Genomic DNA, 22,866 nt, shown 5'->3' on the forward strand with positions numbered 1-22,866 from the left:
ACGCTATTATGCGGGTAATAAATCAGGGGGCGCGCCCGCGCGGCGCGTTTAGCCTTGAGAAAAAGGAGCGAGTATGCTGAGCAAGATTCTTTCGTGCAGAAAGTTGTATGCGGCATTCGCATTAGTTGTTGCGGCGGTAAGCAGTTCTTTTGCAAGCGAAGCGGATTTGGTTATACCTGATTTGGCATCTGTAAGTTTTTTCGGAAATGTAATTGACGGTAAAACTCTTTTGGTGTTTGGTTTTGCAATTTGTCTTTTCGGACTGCTTTTCGGACTTTATCACTTCATCGGCATTAAAAAACTTCCCGTTCACAAATCTATGAAAGACATCTCGGAACTTATTTACGAAACCTGCAAGACCTATCTTATAACGCAGGGAAAATTCATAATAATTCTTGAAATACTTCTTGCGGCAATTATAATTGTGTATTTCGGCGTTTTGCAGCACTTTGAAAACGTTAAAGTGGCGGTTATAGTTCTTTGCAGCGTTATAGGAATTTTAGGAAGCTACACTGTCGCGTGGTTTGGAATGAGAATTAATACTTTTGCAAATTCCAGAACGTCTTTTGCAAGCTTGAAAGGAAAACCTTTTCCGCTTTTTGCAATTCCGCTTCGCGCGGGCATGAGCATAGGCATGCTTCTTATAAGCATAGAACTTACCATAATGCTTGTAATACTTCTTTTTATCCCCAGAGATTTTGCCGGAGCCTGCTTTATAGGTTTTGCAATAGGAGAATCGCTGGGCGCCTCCGTTTTAAGAATTGCCGGCGGAATATTTACAAAAATAGCAGACATCGGTTCCGACTTAATGAAAATTGTTTTCAACATTAAAGAAGACGATGCAAGAAACCCCGGAGTTATTGCAGACTGCACCGGCGACAACGCGGGAGATTCCGTAGGTCCTACCGCCGACGGTTTTGAAACTTACGGCGTTACCGGAGTTGCTCTTATTACTTTCGTAGTGCTTGCCGTAAAAGACCCTGTTTTACAGGTTAAACTTTTAGTTTGGATTTTTGTAATGCGTTTGATAATGCTTATAGCAAGCTCTGTTTCTTACGCTATTAACTCCGCAATTGCAAAAATAAAATACGCGAAAGCCGCAAAAATGAACTTTGAAGCTCCTCTTACTTCTCTTGTTTGGATAACTTCAATAGTTTCGGTAGGTCTTACTTTCCTCGTATCGCACTTTGTTATCGGCGACCTTGGCGACGGAAGTTTGTGGTGGAAACTTTCGGCAATTATAAGCTGCGGAACAATCGCCGGAGCCGTAATACCTGAAATTGTAAAAATATTTACTTCAGTTAAAAGCGCGTTTGTGCAAAACGTTGTAACTTCTTCAAAGCACGGCGGCGCGTCGCTTAATATTCTTGCGGGTCTTACCGCGGGAAATTTCAGCGCGTACTGGATGGGGCTTGCAATTATTGCTTTAATGACGGGCGCTTATTTAATAAGCAATCTTGGGCTTGGCGCCATAATGATAGCGCCTGCGGTATTTTCGTTCGGTCTTGTTGCGTTCGGATTTTTAGGAATGGGGCCTGTTACCATTGCCGTTGATTCTTACGGACCTGTTACCGATAACGCGCAGTCCGTTTACGAACTTTCTCTTATTGAAGATATAAAAGGGATTAATAAAGAAATAGAAAAAGATTACGGTTTTAAACCGGCGTTTAATAAATCTAAACTTTTGCTTGAAGAAAACGACGGAGCCGGCAATACGTTTAAAGCTACGGCAAAACCGGTTTTGATAGGAACTGCCGTCGTAGGTTCTACTACCATGATATTTTCTATCATCGTTCTTCTAACGCAGGGTTTAACGCAGGGGCTTGAAAAACTTTCGCTGCTTCACGCGCCTTTCCTTTTGGGCTTAATAGCAGGCGGAGCCGTAATTTACTGGTTTACCGGCGCGTCTAACCACGCGGTTACAAGCGGAGCTTACAAGGCCGTAGAGTTTATTAAGAAAAATATTAAACTCGGCGGGAAAGCTAAAAAAGCTTCCACGAAAGATTCTAAAGCGGTTGTGGAAATCTGCACGAAATATGCGCAAAAAGGAATGATAAATTTGTTTCTTGTAATATTTTTTACAACTTTAGCTTTTGCGTTTATTGAGCCTTACTTCTTTATAGGTTATCTTATTTCAATAGCGCTGTTCGGACTTTTTCAGGCGATATTTATGGCGAACGCCGGCGGAGCTTGGGATAACGCGAAGAAGTATGTTGAAGTAGATTTGCATCAGAAAGGAACGGAACTTCACAAAGCAACGGTTGTAGGCGACACTGTCGGAGATCCGTTTAAAGACACGTCTTCGGTTGCCATGAACCCTATAATTAAATTCACAACGCTTTTCGGGCTTTTGGCGCTTGAACTTGCTTTGGTGCTTGCCGCTAAAGGAAACCTCATTTACATTTTGTCCGCAACGTCTTTTGTTATAGCCGTTGTGTTTGTAGTGAAATCTTTTACGGACTTACGCAACAGGGACGAAGAGAAAGTTGCTAAAAAGAAATAACATATAAAAACAAAAAAGCCGAACTTGCTTTTTAGCAAGTTCGGCTTTTTTTATTTTTAGCGGTTAGTTTTTGTTTATTAATTGTTTTGCGTGTTCAATAGCTGCAGGGGTAATTTTTTCTCCGGATATCATTCTGGCTATTTCTTCAATATGCTCGTTTTCGGATAAAATTCTCGCTTTTGTGTATGTTCTTTCGTTTTCGGTTTCTTTATAAATTTTAATATGCGTTTTGGCAAAAGCGGCAACCTGCGCCAAATGCGTTATGGCAAAAAGCTGTTTATTTTTTGAAAGCTCTTTCAATTTCTCGCCTATTTTTTCTCCGGTTTTTCCGCCGGTGCCCGTGTCTATTTCGTCAAAAATTGTAGTCTGGTCGCTTTGAAGACCGGACGAGGTTTCTATTGCAAGAAGAACTCTTGAAAGCTCTCCGCCGGACGCGCATGCTCTTAAAGGCAAAATTTTTTCGCCTTTATTTGCGCAGAACATAAATTCTATAGAATCGTATCCGTCGGCTGCCGGTTCTTTTTGCATAAAACTTATTTCAAAAAGAGCGTTTTTTATTTCAAGTTCAGTTAAATTTTTTTGAACGTTTGCGCAAAAAACAGTCGCTGATTTTTTTCTTGCCAAGCTTATTTTTTCGCAGATATCTGTAAGTTCTCCGGTTTTTGCCGCAAGCTCTTTTTCAAGTTTTTCCGTATTTTCTTTAAAGCCGCTGATGTTTTTTAACTCGGTTTCAATTGAATCTCTGTAAGATAAAATATCGGCTATCGCGGTTCCGTATTTTTTCTTAAGTTTTTTTATAAGTTCCGCTCTTTCAAGAGCTGCGTTTAGTTTTTCCGGGTTTAAATCTGTTTTAGAAAGAATATTTTCTATTTCTCTGTAGGCTTCTTCCGCTTGATAGTAAGACTGCTCTATAAGCGAGAGAGCTTCCGAAGCGTCCGCGCCTAAAGAGTTTATAGTTTCAATATTTTTTTTAGCTTTTAAAATTGCGTTTAACGCGTCCGAGTCTCCGGAGTGAAGAAGCGATATTGCTTCGTTGGATAAGTTAGCTATTTTTTCGGCATTTTTAAGTTTTGGGAGTTCCGCCTCAAGCTTCTCTTCTTCGCCCTGTTCAAGATTTGCGTCGTTTATTTCCTGAAGTTGAAAAGAGTATAAATCTAACTTTCTTTCTCTGTCCGCGTCGGATAAATTTATGGCTTCAAGTTTCGCTTTCAAATCTTTTACTTGCCCGTAAAGCGCGGCGGATTTTTCTAAAAGCGGCGCAGTTTCCGGAGTGCGCGCGTCAAGTATTAAAAGCTGGGTTTGGGAGTCAAGAAGCGAATGTTTCTCGTCTTGGGAATGAAAATCTATAAGCAGTCCGCCGAGTTTTGACAATGTGGAAACGTTGACGGGAAAATCGTTTATGTAAGCTTTGCTTTTGCCGGTATTTTCAATAACTCGTCTTATTAAAACCGTACTGTCCGGCGCTTCTATGGAAAGATTGTTGAGGAAATCTGAAATTTTAGAATTTTTGAATTCAAAAGTTCCGCCGATTGTGCAAACCGAACATCCGGAACGTATGGAAGAAATATCCGCCCGCGACCCTGTAAGAAGTTCAATTGAATTAATAATAATAGATTTTCCCGCGCCGGTCTCGCCCGAAATTACGGTAAAGCCGTCCGAAAAATCCAAATTCAAATCTTCAATAAGCGCATAATTTTTAATAGAAAGGTTTAAAAGCATTATCTACCCGCCGTCTTTGTTTTATAGTTTGTTTTGATGTTTTAACAAGTTTCTATTTTTAATTCTAAATTGCCGTTGCTAAACTCCCCAGTGGAGTTTTTTCTTTAAAGTTTCAAAATAAGATTTGCTGCAGTTTTTTATGAGTTTTAAATTCTTTTTATACATTGAAATTTTTACAACGGTTCCGTTTGGAAGAGAGTAGTTTTCCTGCCCGTCCACGGACAATAAAATTTTACCGTTGTTATTTTTGTTTTTAGCCGCAAAAGAAAGAACGTCTCTGTCCGAAAGTATCATTGGGCGCTGCGTTAAAGTGTGCGGCGATATCGGCGTAAGAATAAACACCGGCAGATTAGGGTACACTATAGGCCCTGAAGCCGCAAGCGAGTATGCCGTTGAGCCCGTAGGAGTGGCAAGTATCATTCCGTCGCATTTATATTCTGCGGTAAATTTTTTATCTATGTTTGCGTTAATGGTAATAAGTTTTCCGCCGGCAAGAGAACGGATAACGCAGTCGTTTGCGGCTATCGTTTTAATTTTTTTGCCGTTATGAAGAAATTCTACGGCAAGCAAAACTCTTTTTTCTACTTTTATTCCGTCGGCCAATATATTTTTTAGAAGCGAAAAAACTTCGTTTGCGTCGGTGTCCGTTAAAAATCCGAGAGAGCCTAAGTTTACGCCTTTTACGGGAACCGAAAGCGGGGAGAACGTGCGGATAACTTTAAGCATGGTTCCGTCGCCGCCTACGGAAATTACAAAATCGTATTTTTTGGCTTTTACCGAATGAGAGTCGCAAACGTAAGGTTTGCATTTATTGTTTTTTAGCCACGCGGAAATTTCAAACGCAAGTTTTTTTGCGTTCGGCTTTAATTTGTTGTAAATAATTCCGGCGTTGTATTTCATAAAATAACCTGTTTTTGCTATAATTTTAACACTAATATTATATATAAAATCTATAGAAAATGTAAGGCGGTTTTATGTTTTGGCAAAAAGAAATTGAAACGGCTTCCCGCAAAGATCTTCAAAACTTCCAGCTTAAAAATCTTAACGAAACAATAGAAAGAGCAAAAAAATCAAAAATATATTCAAAGCAATTAAAAGACGTTCGGACTTTAACGGATGTAAAGCAGCTGCAAAATCTTCCGTTTACGCAAAAGCAGGATTTGCGCGACGGTTTCCCGTATGGTTTTTTAGCGGCAGATTTAAGCGACGTTATTCGCATGCACTCATCTTCCGGAACAACCGGCAACCCCACTGTCGTTTTTCATACTAAAAAAGATTTAGACGCGTGGTCTAATATTTCCGCCAGATGCATGTTTACCGCCGGAGCAAGAAAAACGGATATTTTTCAAAACACTATGGGTTACGGACTTTTTACGGGCGGTCTTGGTTTTCACTACGGCGCAGAAAAGCTTGGCATGATGGTTATTCCCATAGGTCCGGGAAATTCGCAAAGACAAATTTGGTTTATGAAAAATTTTCAGGTTTCGGCTGTTCATATTTTGCCAAGCTACGCTGTAAGACTTTACCACGCAATGAAAGACGCGGGCGTTAACCCGAAAACGGATTTAAATCTTAAAATATTTTTTATAGGCGCCGAGCCGCACACCGAAGAGCTGCGGCGTGAAATTGAAGGTTTGTACGGTGTTAAAGCGTTTAACTCTTACGGTCTTTCCGAAGTAAGCGGGCCGGGAATAGCTTTTGAATGCCAGGAGCAAAACGGCATGCACATTTGGGAAGATTACGTAATCCCTGAAATTATAGACCCTGAAACTTTGGAAGTTCTGCCCGACGGCAAAGAAGGAGAACTTGTTCTTACCACAATAAGCCGCGAGGCAATGCCGGTAATAAGATACAGAACTCGCGACCTCACTAAAATTATTTCCGAACCTTGCCCCTGCGGAAGAACGCACAGGCGTATTGCAAGAATAAAAGGAAGAACCGACGATATGATGATTATTAACGGTGTTAATATTTTCCCGGTGCAGATAGAAAAAACCATTATGGGCATTCCCGAAGCCAGCAAAAACTATATAATTGAAATAACAAAGAAAAATTATATGGACAAGCTTAATATTAAAATTGAAATTAATCCCGAAACTTTCGGCGGAACGCTTGAAGGGCTTGAAAATTTAAAATCAAAACTTAAAATAAAATTAAAAGAAGAAACCGGCGTTTCTCCGGATATAAGTTTTGTGGACAGAGGCGCTTTGCCCGTAAGCGAAGGAAAAGTTAAACGAGTTTACGATTTAAGAGATAAATAGAGAGGTGTTAAAATGTCATATCATCTGTCGGTTCTTATGGTGGATAACCAGCCCGGTAAGCTTGAAAAAATTACAAGGGTGCTTGACGATAACAAAATAAATTTACGCGCCATGTCTTTGGCAAGTTCCGGCAATTTCGGCGTTGTAAAACTTCTTGTGGACAGCCCCGATAAAGCTTACGGCGAACTTAAAAAGCAAAATCTTACGGTTACAAAAAGAAAGATAACCGCGGTAGAAATAGACAACGTTCCGGGTGCGCTGCACAAAATAATAAGCAAACTTTCGCACAATAAAATAAATATAGAAGACTGCTATGGTTTCCTGCTTAAAGACGGAAAAACCGCGGCTATAGTTTTGGAGATTGAAAACTCTCCTGAAGTTGAAGAAATAATGAAAACTCTCGGGCTGAATATTTTGCAGGAAGATAAACTTTATAATTATTAGAGGGTAAAAATGATTTCTTTAATTCTTGTTTCCGTGTTTATTATTGCCATGATTGCCGCCGGCGTTTGGGGTATGAAAAAAACTAAAACTTTAAACGATTTTTTTATCGGCTCAAGAAAAATAGGTCCTTGGATTTCGGCTTTATCTTACGGAACGGCATATTTCAGCGCGGTTATTTTTATAGGCTTTGCGGGCAAGCTCGGCTGGGGATACGGATTAAACGTTTTGTGGATTGCCATAGGCAATGCTGTTATAGGTTCGTTTTTGGCTTGGATTGTTTTAGGAAGAAGAACAAGAACGATGACGCAAAACTTAGATGTCGTCACAATGCCGGAATTTTTGCAGGAGCGTTTCAGCGGAAAGTATTTTAAGATTATTGCGGCATCCGTAATATTTTTATTTTTGCTTCCTTACGCGGCTTCGGTGTTTAAAGGTCTCGGTTATCTTTTTGAGGTTAACTTTAATATTTCTTTTGATACGGCTCTTTTGATAATGGTTGCAATAACTGCCGTTTATCTGATACTTGGCGGATATTTCGCAGTAACAATTACCGATTTTATTCAGGGTTTTGTAATGCTTTTCGGCGCAATTCTTATGGTTGTAATTCTTGTAGGACAAGCCGGGGGGCTTACTTCGTCTATACATCAGATTTCCGAAAATTATTACAGAGACGTGTTTTCTCAAGGCGCGCCGGATTATATTATGCTTGCGGCATTGATTTTTATGACGTCGTTTGGCGTATGGGGCATGCCTCAAATGGTGCAAAAATTTTATGCCGTTAAAAATGAAAAAGTTATTAAACTTGCCGCATACACTACGCTTATATTTGCTCTAACTATTTCCGTATGCGCTTATTTTACGGGAGCTCTCACCCACGTATTTTTTAACGCGCCTATTCTCGGCGCAAACGGCGCAGCAAATTTTGACGCTATGATTCCCGAACTTCTTATCAGGTTTTTACCTGAAGGCGTAATGGCTTTAATTCTGCTTCTTATTTTATCGGCGTCAATGTCAACGCTGTCGGCTTTGGTTTTGGTTTCCGCTTCAAGCATAGCTATAGATTTGTATAAAGGGCATGTAAACCCGAAAGTTTCAAAAGCAAGCTCTGTTTTTATGATGCGTTTTTTGACGGGTATATTTTTATTGATATCTTTCTTAATTGCAAAGTATGAATTTTCATTTATTATAACGCTGATGTCTTTGTCGTGGGGAGTAATCGCCGGCGGATTTTTGGCGCCTTACGTTTACGGCTTATATTGGAAAGGCGCTACGCGCGCGGGCGCAAAGAGCGCAATGATTTCCGGCATATTTTTGGCGATATCTCTGTTTTATATTTTGGGGGCAAATAATGCGCCTTTGGCTTCAAGCATAGCTATGATTGTTCCGTTTGCCGTTGTGCCGGCGGTAAGTATTTTTACAAAAAAACCCGATGCAAAAAAAATTAAGAAAGCGTTTAAAGGGATTTAGTCGCATTAACAATTTTTTCAGCGGTTTCTTTACTAAAGCCGACAGCTTTTATGTCGGCTTTTTTTATTGCGCTGTATCTTAAAAACTCTTCAAAAGATTTTGCGTAATATTTGTTGTCGTATCTCGCTTTGTTTTCAATTAGAAATGAATGATTGCCGTTTTTTATTGTGTGAGTTGTTGTTATGTAAGGGCTTTTATATACGTTAACAGCATCGCGCGGCTGCGCGGCCTTTGCGTATATAAATCCGGCGGATAAAATTAATCCTGAAAATAAAAATCGTTTTTTATCTTTAAATGAAAATAATGAGAAAGCAAACAAAAAATATAAAGTCATTTTAATTATGTCCGGCTTTGCAACGTTTATAGCTGCATATTTAAATTGCGCAAAAAATTCCGTTAAAAATATTACGGCTTGCGTTATAAGAGAAATTACATATGCCAGCCCTTCGGCGGGTATGCGGGAAATAAAAGTAAGAAAGTAAAATATTATTCCAAGCGCAAGCATAATTCCTATGGCGGGCACTATAATTATGTTTGACACAAACGAGATAAGCGAAATCTTGCCGAAATAATACATGCATATTGGAATAAGTAAAATTTGAGCTGAAAGCGTTACCGCAAAAGTTTCGCATAAGAATTTTAGAATAGGGTTGTTAACGCTTTGAAACAATGTCATAATTTTAGAATAAAAATAAACTATGCCTATCGTTGCAATGTAAGACATTTGAAACGACGCGCCGAAAAGTTGTTGAGGTTGGGCAATAAGTATTAATAACGCAGATAACGCCAGCGAGTTATATATTAGCGGTTCTCTGTCTAAAGCAAGCGATATTAACATGCAGGAAAACATTATTACCGCGCGCATTACAGGCGGCTGCGCTCCCGTTATAAGCGCATACAAAAATAAAAACGGTATGCACAAAAGATAAGCTTTTTTAAGAGAAAATCCTAGAAGTTTAAACAGAAATAAAAATATAACGCTTACATAAGCTACGTTTAAACCGCTTACTACCAAAATATGCATTAATCCTGCGTCTATAAAATTGTCCCTTGTTTCTTTTTCCAAAGAGCTTTTGTCGCCCACAATTATAGGCTTTAAAATTTCAGCGCATTTTTTGGAAAAGTACGCGTCAAATTTATTTGATATGTCTTTTTGTATAAGCAGAGCGTATTTTTTTATAAAACTTGGTTTTGACGTTATGAATTCAAAATATTTAACGTCAAAGGTAGTGTAGATGTTTTCTCTTGCAAGATACGTTCTGTAATTAAACAAAAGCGGCAAAGGAGCTTGCAGCGGTATTTTTAAACGCCCTTCTAACGCCAAAACGTCTCCGTAAGAAACGTTATATGCTGCAGGACAGTTAACAAGAATTTTTTCGGATATTGTTTTACCGTTTACTTGTGAAGTTTGAAAAATAAATCTTTTTCCGTTTTTTACGGGTTCGGGGTCTGAAATAATTTTTCCTTCTATGTTTACATCTGTTTTTGAATTTACCAGGTTTAGCAGCAAACTTTGTTTTTCCGGAGCGAAAAATCCGCAATAATCTAAAGTTATCAGCGTTAGCGCGTAAATAATGAAAACAGTTATTGCGGGTCTTTTTAGAAGAAGTTTCATTTTGGCAATATAAAATTTTGAAATGCTGTTTAGACAAAGATGCAAAAATCTTCAAAAATTATAGCATAAATTGTATAATCTTAAATATGAGCAATAAAACAATATCGTCCGTTGGCGAATTTGGATTTATAAACATAATAAAGAAAAAATTTGCTTTGCAGCGGCGCAATAAACAAGTTAGCGTTCCCATAGGCGACGACTGTTTTTGTTTTAAATCCGGCGGCATAAATTTATGCGTTACAAAAGATATGCTTGTTGAGGACGTTCATTTTAAAAAAGAGTGGACTTATCCTCAAGAACTTGGCGCTAAAGCCGTTGAGGTAAACGTAAGCGACGCGGCTTCTATGGGCGGCGCGCTGCCGAAATATATTTTTATAGGTTTAGGTTTGCCGCCTGAAACAGATTTTAAATATGTTGAAAAAATATATCAGGGAATTAAAAACGCCTGCGCAAAGTATAAAATTTTACTTGCCGGCGGGGATAGCGTAAAATCTGATAAAATTATTATTTCCGTTACCGTTATAGCGGTAGGCGGTAAAAATATTGTTCAAAGAACCGGGGCTAAAGCCGGAGATTTGATAGGCGTTACAAATACTTTCGGCAATGCCGGCGCGGGCGTGGAACTTTTATATAAATACGCGGGTAAACGCAAATTTAATAAAGAAGAAAAATATCTGATAAAAAAACAAAACAGTCCGCAGGCGCGCTTAAAAGAAGCGGGTAAAATAGCTAAATATTTAACTTCAATGACGGACGCTTCCGACGGGCTTTACGTTTCATTAGATCTTATTGCCGCAAAAGCGGGCGCAAATATAGCGCTTGAGAAAATTCCTCTGTCAAAAGAATTAAAGAACGTTTTTAAAGATAAACAAAAACAAATTAATTTGGCGTTATTTGGCGCGGAAGATTTTGAACTTGTTTTTACTGTTGCAAAATCTAAAGCCGCGGCAGTTAAAAAGTTAGTTCCTACGGTTTCCTATATAGGCGAAATAACCGATTCTAAAAAGGTAAAATATTTCTATAATGGCAAAGAACAAAAAATTAAATACGCGGGTTTCAAACATTTTTGAAACTTCTTCTGCCGAACAGACGCGCAAAATAGGCGGCGAATTTTCAAAACTTTTGAAAAAAGGCGATATTATTTTTTTAAAAGGCGATCTTGGCAGCGGGAAAACAACTTTCACGCAAGGCGTTGTTAACGCGTTTGGCAATAAAGGGTTTGCAAGAAGCTCTTCGTTTATGCTTGTTTGTGAATATAGCGGCGCAAACGCGGCGGATAAACTTTTTCATTTGGATTTATACAGATTGTCTCAGGCAACTGTTTGGGATATAGGAATTGAAGAGTATATTTACGGCGATAATATTTCTATTATTGAATGGGCGGACAGACTTGTCGGCGTTAAGCCGAATTGGCTTGTTGAAATGGAATATGTCGGAGACAATAACAGAAAAATTACAATAGAGTGTGTGAAATGAAAATTTTAGCGGTAGAAACTTCCGGAAAAACTTTTAGCGTAGCAATTAACGAAGACGGAAAAACTTTGGTTTCGTTTATTTATGATTGCGGACATGTGCATTCTGAAATGATAATTCCCGTAATTGAAAAAGCTTTAAGCGACACCGGAAACGCTTATAACTCAATAGATAAGTTTGCAGTTTGCGCAGGCCCTGGAAGTTTTACCGGAATAAGAGTAGGAATGACCGTTGTTAAAACGCTGTCGCAAACGCTTAAAAAACCGGTTGTTTCAATAGATGCGTTAAGCATTCTTGAAAAATCTTTTATTGATATTTACGGCATTAAACTTGTGGCGGCAATAGATGCGTTAAGGGACGAGGTTTACGTTAAAAGCAAAAAAGGTATTGTAATAAAAAGCGTGGATTTATTTATAAAAGAAAATAAAAAATATAAAAATAAAATTATAATTATTGGCAATGCCGCAGAAGTTTACAAAGAAAAACTTGCCAAAAATTTAGGCAATATTTGTTTGCCTTCGGTATTTAATATTCCCAAAGCTTCCGTTCTTGCTTTTATGGCTCAACGTGAAAAAGGCGTCAGCTATTCCAAAGCGGAACCTCTTTACGTGCGCCGCTCGTGGGCAGAAGAGTCCGTGAAAATAAAAAGGAGCTAAAAATGGAAATTCAGGGCTATATACTTCATGTCAAAGGTTCCGACGATCGCTATCAACATATGCAGGAGCAAATTAGAAATCTTAAAATTCCGTTTAAATATATTTTAGACGGCGATCAATGCGACCTGACTGCTGAAATAATTTCAAAAAATTTTAAAGATAAGTTAGCTTGTGTTTCGGGAATTTCTTCATGTACATATAAACATTTTCTGTCTTTAAGAGACATGATAAAAAATAATGTTCCTTACGGATTGATTTTTGAAAACGATGTGTTTCTTGATAAAAATTTTGAAGCAGCTGTTCATAAAGCAATTTCTGAAATAAAAGCAAGCAAGCAAGCAAGCAGTATAAAAAATTTTTATTTAAGTTTGGAAGATTCATTTATGAAATTTGTTAAAGGCAGCGCCCGCAAAAAAGGGCAAACCGTTTATAAAATAGAAAGAGGCGAATATGGCGGATATAATGGATATAACACAAGAGCCGCCGGAGCATATATCGTAGATTTGGAAGCGGCAAAGAATATAATAAAAGAAGTAGATTCAAATAAATGCGGGCTTGTAAGCGATTGGTTTTATACATATTGCGTCGGTGAAGGTATTATAAATTTATATTATATTCATCCTACCATAGTTTCGCAGGGAAGTCATAATGGAAAGTTTAATTCTTTGTTCCCTGGGGTAAAACGTAAAGGGCGTTTGTCTTACCTGCTTCAAAAACAATATAAGAAGCTTCTTTGGCGCTTAAGATAATTTAGTATTTGCTTGAAGGTTCTAAGATATATACCGTAACGTCTCTAAACATCCACGATTGTTCTTCTTTGGCGTTGTTTACTCCCAAATCCACCCTGTTGCCTTTGATAAGATTTCCCGTATCTCCTGCATATCCGTAACCGTATCCTGAAATAAAAAGTCTTGTTTTTAAAGGTATAACTTTAGGATCTACGGCAACTATTCCTCTTTGCATTTTCTGTCCGAGAAAGGTTACGGTTCCATCTCCCCACGCAAGCGGGTCTCCGGGATAGTAAGCGGTTGCCACCATTTTTTTTCTTTTCATTTTTGAAAGATTATAAACTTTTTCTACTTTGTTGTCAGGCGTAAGAAGCGCAAGGCGGTAGTGCTCTTTTGCTATTGAACGTTCGTTTAAAACTTCTCTTTTGTGAAGTTTTCCGTCGTAATAAATATCGGAGACAATTCTTATTACGGTTTTTTCAACGCCTCTTTGAAGCTGCGTTTTTCTTAAGTTTGAATTGTAAACTCTGCTCCAAGTAACTCTAAACGGAATTTTTTCGGTTATTTTTTTTGTCTGTTTTTTTACTCTTGTTATTTTTGCGGTTTTAAGAGGGGGAAGCGGTTTGTTTAAATCGCGTGAAATTATATCGTTTTTGCCAAGCGTTATGTTTATGCGCGCAAGAATTGTTTTTAAAGGTATAAATTTGTAAGGTTTTACCGTAATAATTTTATTATCTACTCTAACATAAGCGCGAGACTTTGATATATCTATCAAGTGTAAAAGAATTGAAAAAATAAATATGCCGGCAGCGGCGACGGCTATTTTTAGCGGTATTTTAATTTTAGTTTTCATTTTCGTCAAGATACGGACGAACTCTAAATTCTACGCCGGCGTCTTTTGCAATTTTTTCAACTTTTGACACGTCAAGCCCCGGAAGTTCTACGGCGGTTATTACAACCTGGGGGATGTATTCTTTAGCTTCTTTTGCAAATTTTATAATTTCGTCAAAAGATTCTTCGCCGAAAGCCGGACGGTTAAGTTCGTTATGTTCTTTAGGATTTGTTCCGTTAAGACTTATTGAAACGGCATCCGCCAAACCTTTGAGCTGCGGTAAAATATTCTTTTGGTGATAACGGTTTGCAAGCCCCGCGGTATTTATGCGTACTTTGCCGCCGTTGTCTTTTACCCATTTGGAAACTTCTTTTACAATATTAGGTTTTACAAGCGCGTCGCCGTAACCGCAAAAAATAATCTCGCCGTATTTTTTCGGATCGCCTATATTTTTTATGATATCCTGCGCGGACGGCTCTTTTTGAAGTTTTAAATCATTGCCGTGAAAATTGTTAGCCCATTTGTGTTTTATGCAATAAGGGCACGCCATCATGCAGCGGTTGGTAATATTCAAATATAAATTGTTTCCAAAAACATAAGATATTGTATTCATTTTATTTCCTCTTGTTAAGGGCGCTTCGCCTCTTAACAATACTCGTCATACTTTTTACAGGCGATCTGGAAGCAACTGCAATGACTGCTGCTTACCTTCTTATCATCATAACTTCTTATCTTCTAAAATGTTGAACAATTTTTTTGCGTTGTCAGTTGTTATTTTTGCCGCTTCTTCGTAAGAAATTCTTTTGATGGCTGCTATGGCTTTTAACGTTTCAATTACGTAAGCCGGTTCATTTCTTTGCCCGCGATAATTTTGCGCGGAAAGGTAAGGGCAGTCCGTTTCTATTAAAAGTTTTGAAATATCGGTTTCTGCCACAACTTGTCTTAATGTTTCATTTTTCGGATAAGTTACAGGTCCGTCAACTCCCAAAAGAAATCCGCGGTCTGTAAAAAATTTAGCTTCTTGTGCGGCGCCCGTAAAATAATGCACAACGCCTTTTGGAAGAGTTTTGTAAGCTTTTAAGATATTTATAATATCGTCAAATGCTTCGCGGCAATGTATTATGAGAGGCTTATTGTGTTTAATAGCGATATCTATCTGTTTTATAAAAACTTCTTTTTGCAATTGTTTTGACTCGGTTTCGTAGTGATAATCAAGCCCTGCTTCTCCGACGGCTATAGCTTTTGGATTTTTTAAAAGTTCTTCAAGCTTTTTAAAATCTTTTTCAGAAACGTTTTGCGCTTCCTGCGGGTGAATGCCGAAAGACGCATATATATTGTCGCGCTTTGAAAACTCTAAAGCTGCGTCCCATTCTCCGGTTTCGCATGCTATTTCAAAAATATAACTTACGCCGGCGGCTTTGGCTCTTTGCAAAACAAACTCGCGGTCTTGGTTGAATTTAGAATCCGTTAAATGAGCGTGAGTATCTATAATCATTTTTGCACAATGCGGGGAAATAAAATTCCCGGGTTTTCAAGTTTTGCGCCTGCGGAAATAAATCCGTTTTCAGGAATTGTTTTATCGGCAAAATACTTTTTAGCCGTATCTGTTATATTTCCGTTTGCGCCTATTATTTTCCAAATTTTCTCGGATATTTCGGGCATAAAAGGCAGCAGATGAATAATTATTAACGCTGTTGCCTGTAAGTATGAATTAATGCACGCCGGCAGTTTTTCAGGTTCGGTTTTTGCAAGTTTCCACGGCGCGTCGTTTTCTATTTGCTGGTTTACTAATGTAATTGCGTTTTGCAAAGCTTCGGCGGCTTTGTGAGGATGAATTGCGTCCATGGCCGGAGAAAAATCTTTATTTAAAATTTCCGCCGCTTTTTTTGTAAGTTCAAGCCCGTTTTGCGCGTTTGGAACTTCAAGGTTAAAATATTTTTCCGCCATTTTTATTGTGCGCGAAATAAGATTGCCTAAATTGTTAGCCAAATCGGTATTATATTTTAAAGTAAAAGCGTTCCATGAAATATCGCCGTCGGGACCAAACGGTATAAGCGTTACCGCTAAATATCTTGCCGCATCAACGCCGAATTTATCTACAAGTTCCTGAGGCGAAATAACGTTGCCGAGGCTCTTTGACATTTTTATTCCGTTTGAAGTGAAAAATCCGTGGGAAGAAACTTTTTTAGGAAGCGCAAACCCGGCTCCCATAAGAAGCGCCGGCCAAATTACAGAGTGAAACCACAGAATATCTTTTGCCATTAAGTGAACGTCCGCAGGCCAGTATTTGTTAAAAGTTTTCTCGTCGGAAGGATAACCTATGCCGGTTATATAATTTATTAACGCGTCAACCCAAACGTAAACCGTTTGTTTTTGGTCAAACGGAACGGGTATGCCCCATTCCAAAGCGGCTCTTGAAACGCTTATATCTTCAAGACCAAGTTTTAATTTTCCTATAATTTCATTTCTTCTTTCTTCAGGCTGTATTTCAATATATTCTTTATGGTTTTTATCGGTAATTCTTTCAAGAAGCGCGTTTTGAAAAGACGATAGTTTGAAAAAATAATTTTCTTCCGCTTGTAGAACCGGTTTTGTTTTGTGCAGGTGGCAACATCCGTTTTCGTCTAAATCTTTCTCGGAATAAAATCTTTCGCAGCCCGTGCAGTAAAGAGCTTCGTATTTTTTCTTAAAAATTAAACCTTTATCAAAAAGTATTTGAACAAATTTTTGAACGGCCGTATCTTGTCTTGCTTCGGTTGTTCTTATAAAATCCGTATAAGATATGTTTAAAAGTTTCCAAGCTTCTTTAAAACGCGCGCTCATTTCATCTACAAGCTCTTTCGGGGTTTTGCCTTTTTCTTTTGCGGCGGCGGCAATTTTTGCGCCGTGCTCGTCTGTGCCCGTAAGGAAGAAAACGTCAAAATTATTCAAACGTTTCCATCTTGCGAGAATATCCGAAGCTATTGTGGTGTAGGAGTGTCCTATATGCGGAATATCGTTCACATAATATATAGGTGTGGTAATGTAATATTTACGCATTTTAATTCCTTTTATTTAACTCTTTTATTTGAGATATGGGAAACGTCTTAAAATCTTTATTACCGAAGTCCGCGGTGATAATTTCTTTTATGCAGTCTATTGCCGCCAAGCGCGCTTTTCCGTTTGGCGTTGAGATGGTTTCGCCTACGCGCGGCAATTCTTTTTTGATATTTTTATAAGTGTCGTTTTCGTAAGCTATGCAGCACATAAGCCTTCCGCAAAGGCCTGAAAGTTTGGTTGTGTTAAGAGAAAGTTCCTGCTCTTTTGCCATGTCTATGGTTACGGAATTAAAATCTTTTAAAAAACTCTGGCAGCACAAAACTTGCCCGCAGGTGCCTATGCCTCCGACAATTTTAGACTCGTCGCGAACGCCGATTTGCACCATTTGAATTCTTGTTTTTAAAACGTGTCCCAAATCTTTTATAAGCTCTCTGAAATCCACTCTGGTTTCGGACGTGTAATATACAAACAGTTTGGAGCGGTCAAAAGTATATTGAACGTAAGTAAGTTTCATGTCTAATTCGTGGTTTTTGGCTTTTTCAAGAACCGTGGGAAAAACTTTTTCGGCTTTTTGCGCGTTCTCGTTTATTTTTTTTCTGTCTTCTTCGGTAACTTTTCTGATAATTTTACCGATATGTTCTTTGCCTTTTTGAATTTCTTTTTCTTTTTCAAAAACCACGCCGAATTCCACGCCGTGCTCGGTTTCAAGAATTACCTCGTCGCCCGGGCGAATGTCGTGATGCGAGACTTCCGCGTATGTTTTATCTTTAATTCTTCTAAGCATTACTCCGGCTACGGATGGCATATGTTAACCTCTTTTTTTATTGTTCAAAGCTTAAACATCTTTGATGTTTTTTTTAAGTCGTATAAATCCAACAGCAAATTGTCCATTACGGTTTGCGCGTTTACGTTTTTTAAAATTAAGGCGCGCGCGTTGTTTAAGTATTCAAGCGTTTTTATAGCGCTGTGCGGATATAATCTGAAATCTTTTTTTGCTTCCGCGGTCATTGCGCCTATATATTCTAACGTTTCGTCTTTTGCAACTTTGCGCGATAAATTTAAAATATCGGCGGCGTCTAAATTTTCATTTTTTATTTTAAGCCACAAAGATAAACCTTCGCTTTCGGCCGGGTCTATAAGTTTTTGAGCGTCTTCTATGGAACCTTCCGCTATTGCGGCTATTTCTTCGGCTTTTAACGCCGCAAGAGAATTATTTAACATAAGATAACTTGCAATTTCGTTTTGCCCCAAAGGCTCAAAAAAAAGCGTTTGAGAACGCGAAACTATTGTCTGCGCAATAGTTTCTTTATGGCGCGCTATTAAAATAATTAAAGTGTTATCCGGCGGCTCTTCAAGCGTTTTAAGCAGAGAGTTTGCCGCCGCCGCATTCATTTTTTCAGCCGGTTCAACTATAAAAATTTTCCATTTTGCTTCGTGCGCTTTTGTTAAAACTTCTTTTTGCATTTCTCTTATGGTTTCAATTTTAAGAGTTTTCTGTTTTTCAATATCTTCGTCAAGCATTTCCGCCTGTTTTGCAAAATCTATAAAATGCAAATCCGGGTGGGAAAAATGCGATATCTTTTCGCAGTTAGAACATTTTCCGCACGCGCCGGCGTCCGTTTTTGTCCAGTCGTTTACCGTGCAGTTTAAAACTTTGGCAAGCTCTACGGCCGTGTGGCGTTTGCCTACTCCGTTTTGACCCATAAAAATATAAGCGTGCGGAAATTTTCCGCTTTTAAGCTGGCTTGCCAAAACGTTCTTTATTTTTTTCTGGCCTAATATATTTTCAAACATTTTTAATCTTCAATTTTGCGTCAATTTCTTTTTTTATTGCCGACCACGTTTTATTTATATCTTTGTCGGTTTTTACAACTTTAATTCTTTTCGGATATTTTTTTGCCTGCGCAAGATAACCTTTGCGAACGTTTTTGTGAAATTCAAAAGATTCCATTTCTATTCTGTCGCCGCTTACCCCGTAAGATTCTTTATCTAAATTTTTTGCTTTTTTTAAACCTGTTTTCGGGTTTATGTCTAAATATATTGTAAGCTCGGGAATAAGTTTGCCGCTTGCCGCCGCGTTTAATTTGTTTATTAAAGACAAATCTAATTTTCTGGCAAATCCCTGATACGCTACCGTTGCGTCGGTAAATCTGTCGCAAATAACTACGGCTCCGCTTTTTAAAGCCGGACGCACTATTTCTTCAATATGCTGCGCGCGCGCAGCTTCGTATAAAAAAAGTTCGCTTAAAGGAGTAAGTTTTGACTTAGGATTTAAAAGAATTTTTCTTATGCTTTCGGCTGCAACGGTGCCGCCGGGTTCTCTTGTGAGAAGAACTTTAAAACCTTTGCTTTCAAGATACTTTTTTAAAAGCAGGGAATTACTCGTTTTTCCGGACCCTTCGCCGCCTTCAATGGTAATAAAAAAAGATTTATTTTTGTTCATTTTTCTATACGTTTGTTTAAATATTAACGTATAATTCTATAAAAAAAGGCGCAGGGTGTCAAAAATATGTTTTTGAAATTACAAATCGGAGTGTACTCAAAACAGTTCAACGCATCCTTTACTTGATTTTTTTGTTGAAAAAAAAGATTTTTTAATATATAATTCACGAAGTAAAACATAGCCGAAAAATATTCGGGGGGGGGTATAAGTGTATCCCTTAAAATTTGTTGTATAAAAGCAAGCCTCGCGACGAAATGTCGGCGCGGCTTTTTTGCTTTACAAAAAGTAAATCCGGACAGTTGATAAATATTTTTTAAGGGGAAAAAATGAAAAAAACGTTTGTTTATTCTGTTTTTGTATTATCTTGTTTATTTGTATTTATTGGCAATATCTATGGTCAGAGTTACCCTCGCATAGATAATAGCACCGGCGGGATAGTCAACGTAACTATCTCCACGACATTTGCGAATCTATCCGGCAGTGCTTATGGCGGCGCAGTGTATAATGATAATAACGGAAAAATAGATTTTCAAGCATCGGTGATTTTCTCTAGCAACAGTCCAACTGAAGATGGCGGCGCAATTTATAACAAAGGAAATTCTTTGATTGAATTTCAAGGTCCAAGTGTGATTTTCGCGGGTAATAGCGGAACCAACAATGGTTATAACAATGGAGGAGCTATTTATAGCGATAATTCTACTATTAATTTTAATAATACAATCGCGACTTTTATTGAGAATACCGCAGGAGATTATTGCAATGGCGGCGCTATTTTGAACACATGGGGCTCTTTAACTAATTTTACTAATTCAGTCGTAACTTTTACTAATAACAGCACAGGTTTGGGTGGCTGGGGTTTTGGGGACGGCGGCGCTATTTCTAACCATATAAATTCTTCAGTTAGTTTTAATGGTTCAACCGTAACTTTTGTTGATAACACGGCAGGTTACGTTGGTGGAGCTATTTATAACGAGGAATCTTTGATTGAATTTAGCAATTCAAACGTCCTTTTCGCTGATAACATGGCAAACGACTTCGGCGGAGCTATTTATAATAATATATCCATTGTTAGTTTTAATAGCGGTCTTGTGCATTTCAATAGTAACAGTGCGCAATATGGCGCCGCTATTATGAATGATGCATCTTTGATTACATTTAGCGGTTCAAGCGCGGCTTTCACAAATGGCACCGCAGATTATGATGCCGGCGCTATTTATAACATTGCTGATTCTACTGTTAGTTTTACCGGCGGGTTTGTGATTTTTGAGAACAATAGCTCAAACAATGGCGATGGCGGCAGTATATTTAATGAAGGCGTGGTAGAAATAGCCGGAAGCATAATGAATTTTATAAACAACAAAGCAATAGCGGGAGCCGGAGGGGGAGTATTTGCGCAAGCAGGAAGCAGCATAACATTAGAAGGGTCAGGGAATTTCATAGGAAACGAAGCGGGAAGTTACGGAGGAGCAATATACGTGTCAAGCAGCGCAAGCGTAAGCATAATAGCAAACAACGGGGACATAGCGTTTGACAATAATAAAATGAACGGAAGCCCCAACGACATATACATAGCTGATTGGGGCGTGTTGAATTTAGGGGGAGCAAAAGATATATATTTTAAAAGCGGAATAGGGTTTAATACGACAACAAGCAGCATGAATATAAAAGTAACAAAAGAGGGAAGCGGGGTAGTATATCTAGATTATAGTAACCCGTATTTAAGCAATTTAGAATTTAAAGAAGGAAGCATAGGTTTGCACAGCGCAGGAAGCAATAGCGTAGGAAACCAGTTGACAATAAACGAGTTAGACGCAAGCGCAAGCGGAAGTCAAAAGATATATATGAATGTAAAAATAAACGGACAAATAGACGACGAGTCTGATAAAATAAGAATAATAGATAAATATGAAGGGAATATAGAAATAGCGGGCAAACAAGTGGGAACAATGGGAGCGCTGACAGCAGGGGACGGAATGAAAGCGGTAGAGTTCGGAGAGAACGCAGTAATAAACGGAAATTTTAGTTTAGAAGGCGGAAAAATAGATAACGGAGCATATGAAATAAAAATGTATAAAGGGGACGACGCAACGTTTAGCGATTGGAGCGCGTCGGCAGACCCAAGGGATTATTATTTAAGAACAGCAGTAAGCGGAGCCGGAGGAAACCCAGTACTAACGGACGTATATAAAACAATGGCAAACATGCCAATATTGAACGTGCTGTTGGCGCGAGCGGGAATGAACAGTTTAGAAAAACGCTTAGGTGACTTAAGAGGTTTTGGTGTTGGAATAGCCGGCGTGTGGAGCAGGGTATATGGAGTAAACGAGAAAGTAAAAGATATGGTGGACACAAATTTAAGTTTAATGGGAATAGAAGCGGGTTTTGACGTTTTGGTAAATAGAGAGGAAAAGAATAAAATATATGTTGGAGGAATGTTTGGATATACGGGAGCATTGGAAGCCAAAACAAAGTTAGGGGTAGAAAACAGCAACGGAAACGGAAGGGGAGTAAGCGTAGGGTTGTATGGAAGCTGGATAGAAGAAAGCGGCTGGTTTGTAGATTTGGCAAGCAGATATTTCATAACAAGTTTTGATATGGCAAATTACAGTTCAATAGGCGATAAGTTGGAGTATAAACCTGAAAGGGACATATGGGCAACGGGAATAGAAGCGGGAAAAACGTTCAAGGTAGAGCAAGACGAGAATAAATATATAAGAATAGAACCGAAGTTAGAAGTGCAGTATCTAATGGCAGGCGACGATAAAACAACGGTAACCAACGGCGTAGGGAGTTTGGAGTATGGAAAAGCGGATTATGTAAAAGGAAAAGCGAATATATTGATAGGTTACGCAGTAATGAAAAACGGGGAAGTGAAGTATGAGCCGTATATAGAAATAGGATATAATCATGAGCTGGCAGGGAAAGGGAAAATGAGTTATAGCGGAGTAGGATATGAAAGCAACATAAGCGGAGGCGGTTTTGAAGGAGCGTTGGGAGTAGATGTAAAGGTGAGCGAAAATATATACATATACGGACAAGGAAATATAGAGAGCGGAGAAAAGTTTAGCGCAATAGGAGCAAACGTAGGAGTAAGAATAGGAATAGGGGAAAAGGGAAAGGAAGCAGCAGTAGTAGAAACAAAAGCAAAGCCGGCGGTTGTTGAATCAACGGCAACGGCAGCGGTAGAAAAAGAAGATAAAGATATAGAAGAAGCCAAAGCAAGAAGGAAAGCGTCAATAAAAGCGTTTAGTATTAAGGCGGCAAGTTTTGGAGTAGGTAAATCAGAGTTAACGCCGAAAGCGAAAGAAGATATAAAAGAGATGGCGCAAGAAATAAAGAAGTATGAGTACACGTCGGTAACAATAGAAGGGCACACAGACGCAAGCGGAAAAGCGGAAGTAAATCAAGAGTTGTCTGAGAAAAGAGCAAAGAGCGTGAGAGAAGAGTTTGTAAAAGAAGGAATAGAAGAAAGCAAAGTGAGAATAATAGGATTTGGACACAGAATGTCGGTGGACACAAACGAAACCGCCGCAGGAAGAGCCAACAACAGAAGAGTAGAAATATTTGTAGAATAACAAAAACGGCAAAGTGAAAAGTGACACGAAGTGTCATCCCGGAATGTCTTAATCCGGGATCCATGTTTGCTAAATATTATACGTGTTCATTATTTAACGGTAAAGTGAAAA

The 22,866-nt window shown here is 38.6% G+C and carries 19 protein-coding genes; 9 read left to right on the forward strand and 10 right to left on the reverse strand.

Going from position 1 to position 22,866, the window contains the following annotated elements:
- Nucleotides 1–73 precede the first annotated feature (73 nt).
- On the forward strand, nucleotides 74–2,503 hold the full coding sequence (locus Epro_RS00235) for a sodium-translocating pyrophosphatase (RefSeq protein ID WP_052569517.1): 2,430 nt from the start codon (nucleotides 74–76) through the stop codon (nucleotides 2,501–2,503).
- Nucleotides 2,504–2,566: 63 nt separating this feature from the next.
- On the opposite strand, the gene recN is transcribed toward Epro_RS00235, so the two are convergent.
- Together recN and Epro_RS00245 are read right to left on the reverse strand one after the other, a co-directional pair.
- Complete coding sequence (gene recN, locus Epro_RS00240) at nucleotides 2,567–4,222, reverse strand: DNA repair protein RecN (protein ID WP_052569518.1); 1,656 nt, start codon at nucleotides 4,220–4,222, stop codon at nucleotides 2,567–2,569.
- Between the two features lie 78 nt (nucleotides 4,223–4,300).
- On the reverse strand, nucleotides 4,301–5,122 hold the full coding sequence (locus Epro_RS00245) for an NAD(+)/NADH kinase (RefSeq protein WP_052569519.1): 822 nt from the start codon (nucleotides 5,120–5,122) through the stop codon (nucleotides 4,301–4,303).
- Between the two features lie 74 nt (nucleotides 5,123–5,196).
- Here Epro_RS00245 and Epro_RS00250 point away from each other — a divergent pair, with 74 nt between their 5' ends.
- The 3 genes from Epro_RS00250 to Epro_RS00260 are packed head-to-tail and all read left to right on the forward strand — an operon-like array spanning nucleotide 5,197 to nucleotide 8,394.
- Nucleotides 5,197–6,483, forward strand: a complete 1,287-nt coding sequence (locus tag Epro_RS00250) for a phenylacetate--CoA ligase family protein (RefSeq protein ID WP_052569520.1) — start codon at nucleotides 5,197–5,199, stop codon at nucleotides 6,481–6,483.
- Nucleotides 6,484–6,495: 12 nt separating this feature from the next.
- Nucleotides 6,496–6,927 (forward strand): hypothetical protein, encoded by a 432-nt coding sequence (locus Epro_RS00255; RefSeq protein WP_052569521.1) that lies wholly within the window; start codon nucleotides 6,496–6,498, stop codon nucleotides 6,925–6,927.
- 9 nt (nucleotides 6,928–6,936) lie between these two features.
- Nucleotides 6,937–8,394, forward strand: a complete 1,458-nt coding sequence (locus Epro_RS00260; protein WP_052569522.1) for a sodium:solute symporter family transporter — start codon at nucleotides 6,937–6,939, stop codon at nucleotides 8,392–8,394.
- Here Epro_RS00260 and Epro_RS00265 read toward each other — a convergent pair.
- Nucleotides 8,381–10,009 (reverse strand): ComEC/Rec2 family competence protein, encoded by a 1,629-nt coding sequence (locus Epro_RS00265; protein WP_052569523.1) that lies wholly within the window; start codon nucleotides 10,007–10,009, stop codon nucleotides 8,381–8,383. The genes Epro_RS00260 and Epro_RS00265 overlap by 14 nt on opposite strands.
- Nucleotides 10,010–10,095: 86 nt before the next feature.
- Between Epro_RS00265 and thiL the strand changes: the two genes are divergently transcribed.
- The 4 genes from thiL to Epro_RS00285 are packed head-to-tail and all read left to right on the forward strand — an operon-like array spanning nucleotide 10,096 to nucleotide 12,887.
- Nucleotides 10,096–11,079, forward strand: coding sequence for a thiamine-phosphate kinase (thiL, locus tag Epro_RS00270; protein ID WP_052569524.1), 984 nt, complete (start codon nucleotides 10,096–10,098; stop codon nucleotides 11,077–11,079).
- Nucleotides 11,033–11,485, forward strand: coding sequence for a tRNA (adenosine(37)-N6)-threonylcarbamoyltransferase complex ATPase subunit type 1 TsaE (gene tsaE / locus Epro_RS00275; RefSeq protein ID WP_052569525.1), 453 nt, complete (start codon nucleotides 11,033–11,035; stop codon nucleotides 11,483–11,485). The genes thiL and tsaE overlap by 47 nt, the downstream gene beginning before the upstream one ends.
- A complete protein-coding gene (tsaB, locus tag Epro_RS00280) occupies nucleotides 11,482–12,138 on the forward strand; it encodes a tRNA (adenosine(37)-N6)-threonylcarbamoyltransferase complex dimerization subunit type 1 TsaB (RefSeq protein WP_052569526.1) in 657 nt (218 codons plus the stop codon). The genes tsaE and tsaB overlap by 4 nt, the downstream gene beginning before the upstream one ends.
- A 2-nt stretch (nucleotides 12,139–12,140) precedes the next feature.
- Nucleotides 12,141–12,887, forward strand: a complete 747-nt coding sequence (locus Epro_RS00285) for a glycosyltransferase family 25 protein (protein ID WP_052569527.1) — start codon at nucleotides 12,141–12,143, stop codon at nucleotides 12,885–12,887.
- 1 nt (nucleotide 12,888) lies between these two features.
- On the opposite strand, the gene Epro_RS00290 is transcribed toward Epro_RS00285, so the two are convergent.
- From Epro_RS00290 to tmk, 7 genes are all read right to left on the reverse strand, one after another.
- Nucleotides 12,889–13,719 carry a G5 and 3D domain-containing protein gene (locus Epro_RS00290; protein ID WP_052569528.1) on the reverse strand — a complete coding sequence of 277 codons (831 nt, stop codon included), beginning with the start codon at nucleotides 13,717–13,719 and terminating at the stop codon, nucleotides 12,889–12,891.
- Nucleotides 13,709–14,311 (reverse strand): TatD family nuclease-associated radical SAM protein, encoded by a 603-nt coding sequence (locus Epro_RS00295; protein ID WP_052569530.1) that lies wholly within the window; start codon nucleotides 14,309–14,311, stop codon nucleotides 13,709–13,711. Before Epro_RS00295 ends, Epro_RS00290 begins: the two co-directional genes overlap by 11 nt.
- Nucleotides 14,312–14,416: 105 nt before the next feature.
- On the reverse strand, nucleotides 14,417–15,193 hold the full coding sequence (locus Epro_RS00300; RefSeq protein ID WP_052569531.1) for a TatD family hydrolase: 777 nt from the start codon (nucleotides 15,191–15,193) through the stop codon (nucleotides 14,417–14,419).
- Nucleotides 15,190–16,737, reverse strand: a complete 1,548-nt coding sequence (metG, locus tag Epro_RS00305) for a methionine--tRNA ligase (protein ID WP_052569533.1) — start codon at nucleotides 16,735–16,737, stop codon at nucleotides 15,190–15,192. The genes Epro_RS00300 and metG overlap by 4 nt, the downstream gene beginning before the upstream one ends.
- A 1-nt stretch (nucleotide 16,738) precedes the next feature.
- On the reverse strand, nucleotides 16,739–17,542 hold the full coding sequence (locus Epro_RS00310; protein WP_052569535.1) for a PSP1 domain-containing protein: 804 nt from the start codon (nucleotides 17,540–17,542) through the stop codon (nucleotides 16,739–16,741).
- 23 nt (nucleotides 17,543–17,565) lie between these two features.
- Nucleotides 17,566–18,531 (reverse strand): DNA polymerase III subunit delta', encoded by a 966-nt coding sequence (gene holB, locus Epro_RS00315; RefSeq protein ID WP_052569537.1) that lies wholly within the window; start codon nucleotides 18,529–18,531, stop codon nucleotides 17,566–17,568.
- A complete protein-coding gene (gene tmk / locus Epro_RS00320) occupies nucleotides 18,524–19,180 on the reverse strand; it encodes a dTMP kinase (RefSeq protein WP_052569539.1) in 657 nt (218 codons plus the stop codon). Before tmk ends, holB begins: the two co-directional genes overlap by 8 nt.
- 326 nt (nucleotides 19,181–19,506) lie before the next feature.
- Between tmk and Epro_RS00325 the strand changes: the two genes are divergently transcribed.
- Nucleotides 19,507–22,755 (forward strand): autotransporter outer membrane beta-barrel domain-containing protein, encoded by a 3,249-nt coding sequence (locus Epro_RS00325; protein WP_052569541.1) that lies wholly within the window; start codon nucleotides 19,507–19,509, stop codon nucleotides 22,753–22,755.
- Nucleotides 22,756–22,866 lie beyond the last annotated feature (111 nt).

The sequence above is a fragment of the Endomicrobium proavitum genome, assembly GCF_001027545.1.
In the GTDB taxonomy this organism is placed as follows: Bacteria; Elusimicrobiota; Endomicrobiia; order Endomicrobiales; family Endomicrobiaceae; genus Endomicrobium; species Endomicrobium proavitum.

What these genes read in the sequence shown, in the direction of transcription:
- Epro_RS00250 (WP_052569520.1), top strand. Translation starts at nt 5,197, where the DNA reads ATGTTTTGGCAAAAAGAAATTGAAACGGCTTCCCGCAAAGATCTTCAA.
- Epro_RS00255 (WP_052569521.1), top strand. Translation starts at nt 6,496, where the DNA reads ATGTCATATCATCTGTCGGTTCTTATGGTGGATAACCAGCCCGGTAAG.
- Epro_RS00295 (WP_052569530.1), bottom strand. Translation starts at nt 14,311, where the DNA reads ATGAATACAATATCTTATGTTTTTGGAAACAATTTATATTTGAATATT.
- Epro_RS00300 (WP_052569531.1), bottom strand. Translation starts at nt 15,193, where the DNA reads ATGATTATAGATACTCACGCTCATTTAACGGATTCTAAATTCAACCAA.
- metG (WP_052569533.1), bottom strand. Translation starts at nt 16,737, where the DNA reads ATGCGTAAATATTACATTACCACACCTATATATTATGTGAACGATATT.
- Epro_RS00290 (WP_052569528.1), bottom strand. Translation starts at nt 13,719, where the DNA reads ATGAAAACTAAAATTAAAATACCGCTAAAAATAGCCGTCGCCGCTGCC.
- Epro_RS00310 (WP_052569535.1), bottom strand. Translation starts at nt 17,542, where the DNA reads ATGCCATCCGTAGCCGGAGTAATGCTTAGAAGAATTAAAGATAAAACA.
- Epro_RS00325 (WP_052569541.1), top strand. Translation starts at nt 19,507, where the DNA reads ATGAAAAAAACGTTTGTTTATTCTGTTTTTGTATTATCTTGTTTATTT.
- thiL (WP_052569524.1), top strand. Translation starts at nt 10,096, where the DNA reads ATGAGCAATAAAACAATATCGTCCGTTGGCGAATTTGGATTTATAAAC.
- Epro_RS00260 (WP_052569522.1), top strand. Translation starts at nt 6,937, where the DNA reads ATGATTTCTTTAATTCTTGTTTCCGTGTTTATTATTGCCATGATTGCC.
- Epro_RS00265 (WP_052569523.1), bottom strand. Translation starts at nt 10,009, where the DNA reads ATGAAACTTCTTCTAAAAAGACCCGCAATAACTGTTTTCATTATTTAC.
- tsaB (WP_052569526.1), top strand. Translation starts at nt 11,482, where the DNA reads ATGAAAATTTTAGCGGTAGAAACTTCCGGAAAAACTTTTAGCGTAGCA.
- tsaE (WP_052569525.1), top strand. Translation starts at nt 11,033, where the DNA reads ATGGCAAAGAACAAAAAATTAAATACGCGGGTTTCAAACATTTTTGAA.
- tmk (WP_052569539.1), bottom strand. Translation starts at nt 19,180, where the DNA reads ATGAACAAAAATAAATCTTTTTTTATTACCATTGAAGGCGGCGAAGGG.
- Epro_RS00235 (WP_052569517.1), top strand. Translation starts at nt 74, where the DNA reads ATGCTGAGCAAGATTCTTTCGTGCAGAAAGTTGTATGCGGCATTCGCA.
- holB (WP_052569537.1), bottom strand. Translation starts at nt 18,531, where the DNA reads ATGTTTGAAAATATATTAGGCCAGAAAAAAATAAAGAACGTTTTGGCA.
- Epro_RS00285 (WP_052569527.1), top strand. Translation starts at nt 12,141, where the DNA reads ATGGAAATTCAGGGCTATATACTTCATGTCAAAGGTTCCGACGATCGC.
- Epro_RS00245 (WP_052569519.1), bottom strand. Translation starts at nt 5,122, where the DNA reads ATGAAATACAACGCCGGAATTATTTACAACAAATTAAAGCCGAACGCA.
- recN (WP_052569518.1), bottom strand. Translation starts at nt 4,222, where the DNA reads ATGCTTTTAAACCTTTCTATTAAAAATTATGCGCTTATTGAAGATTTG.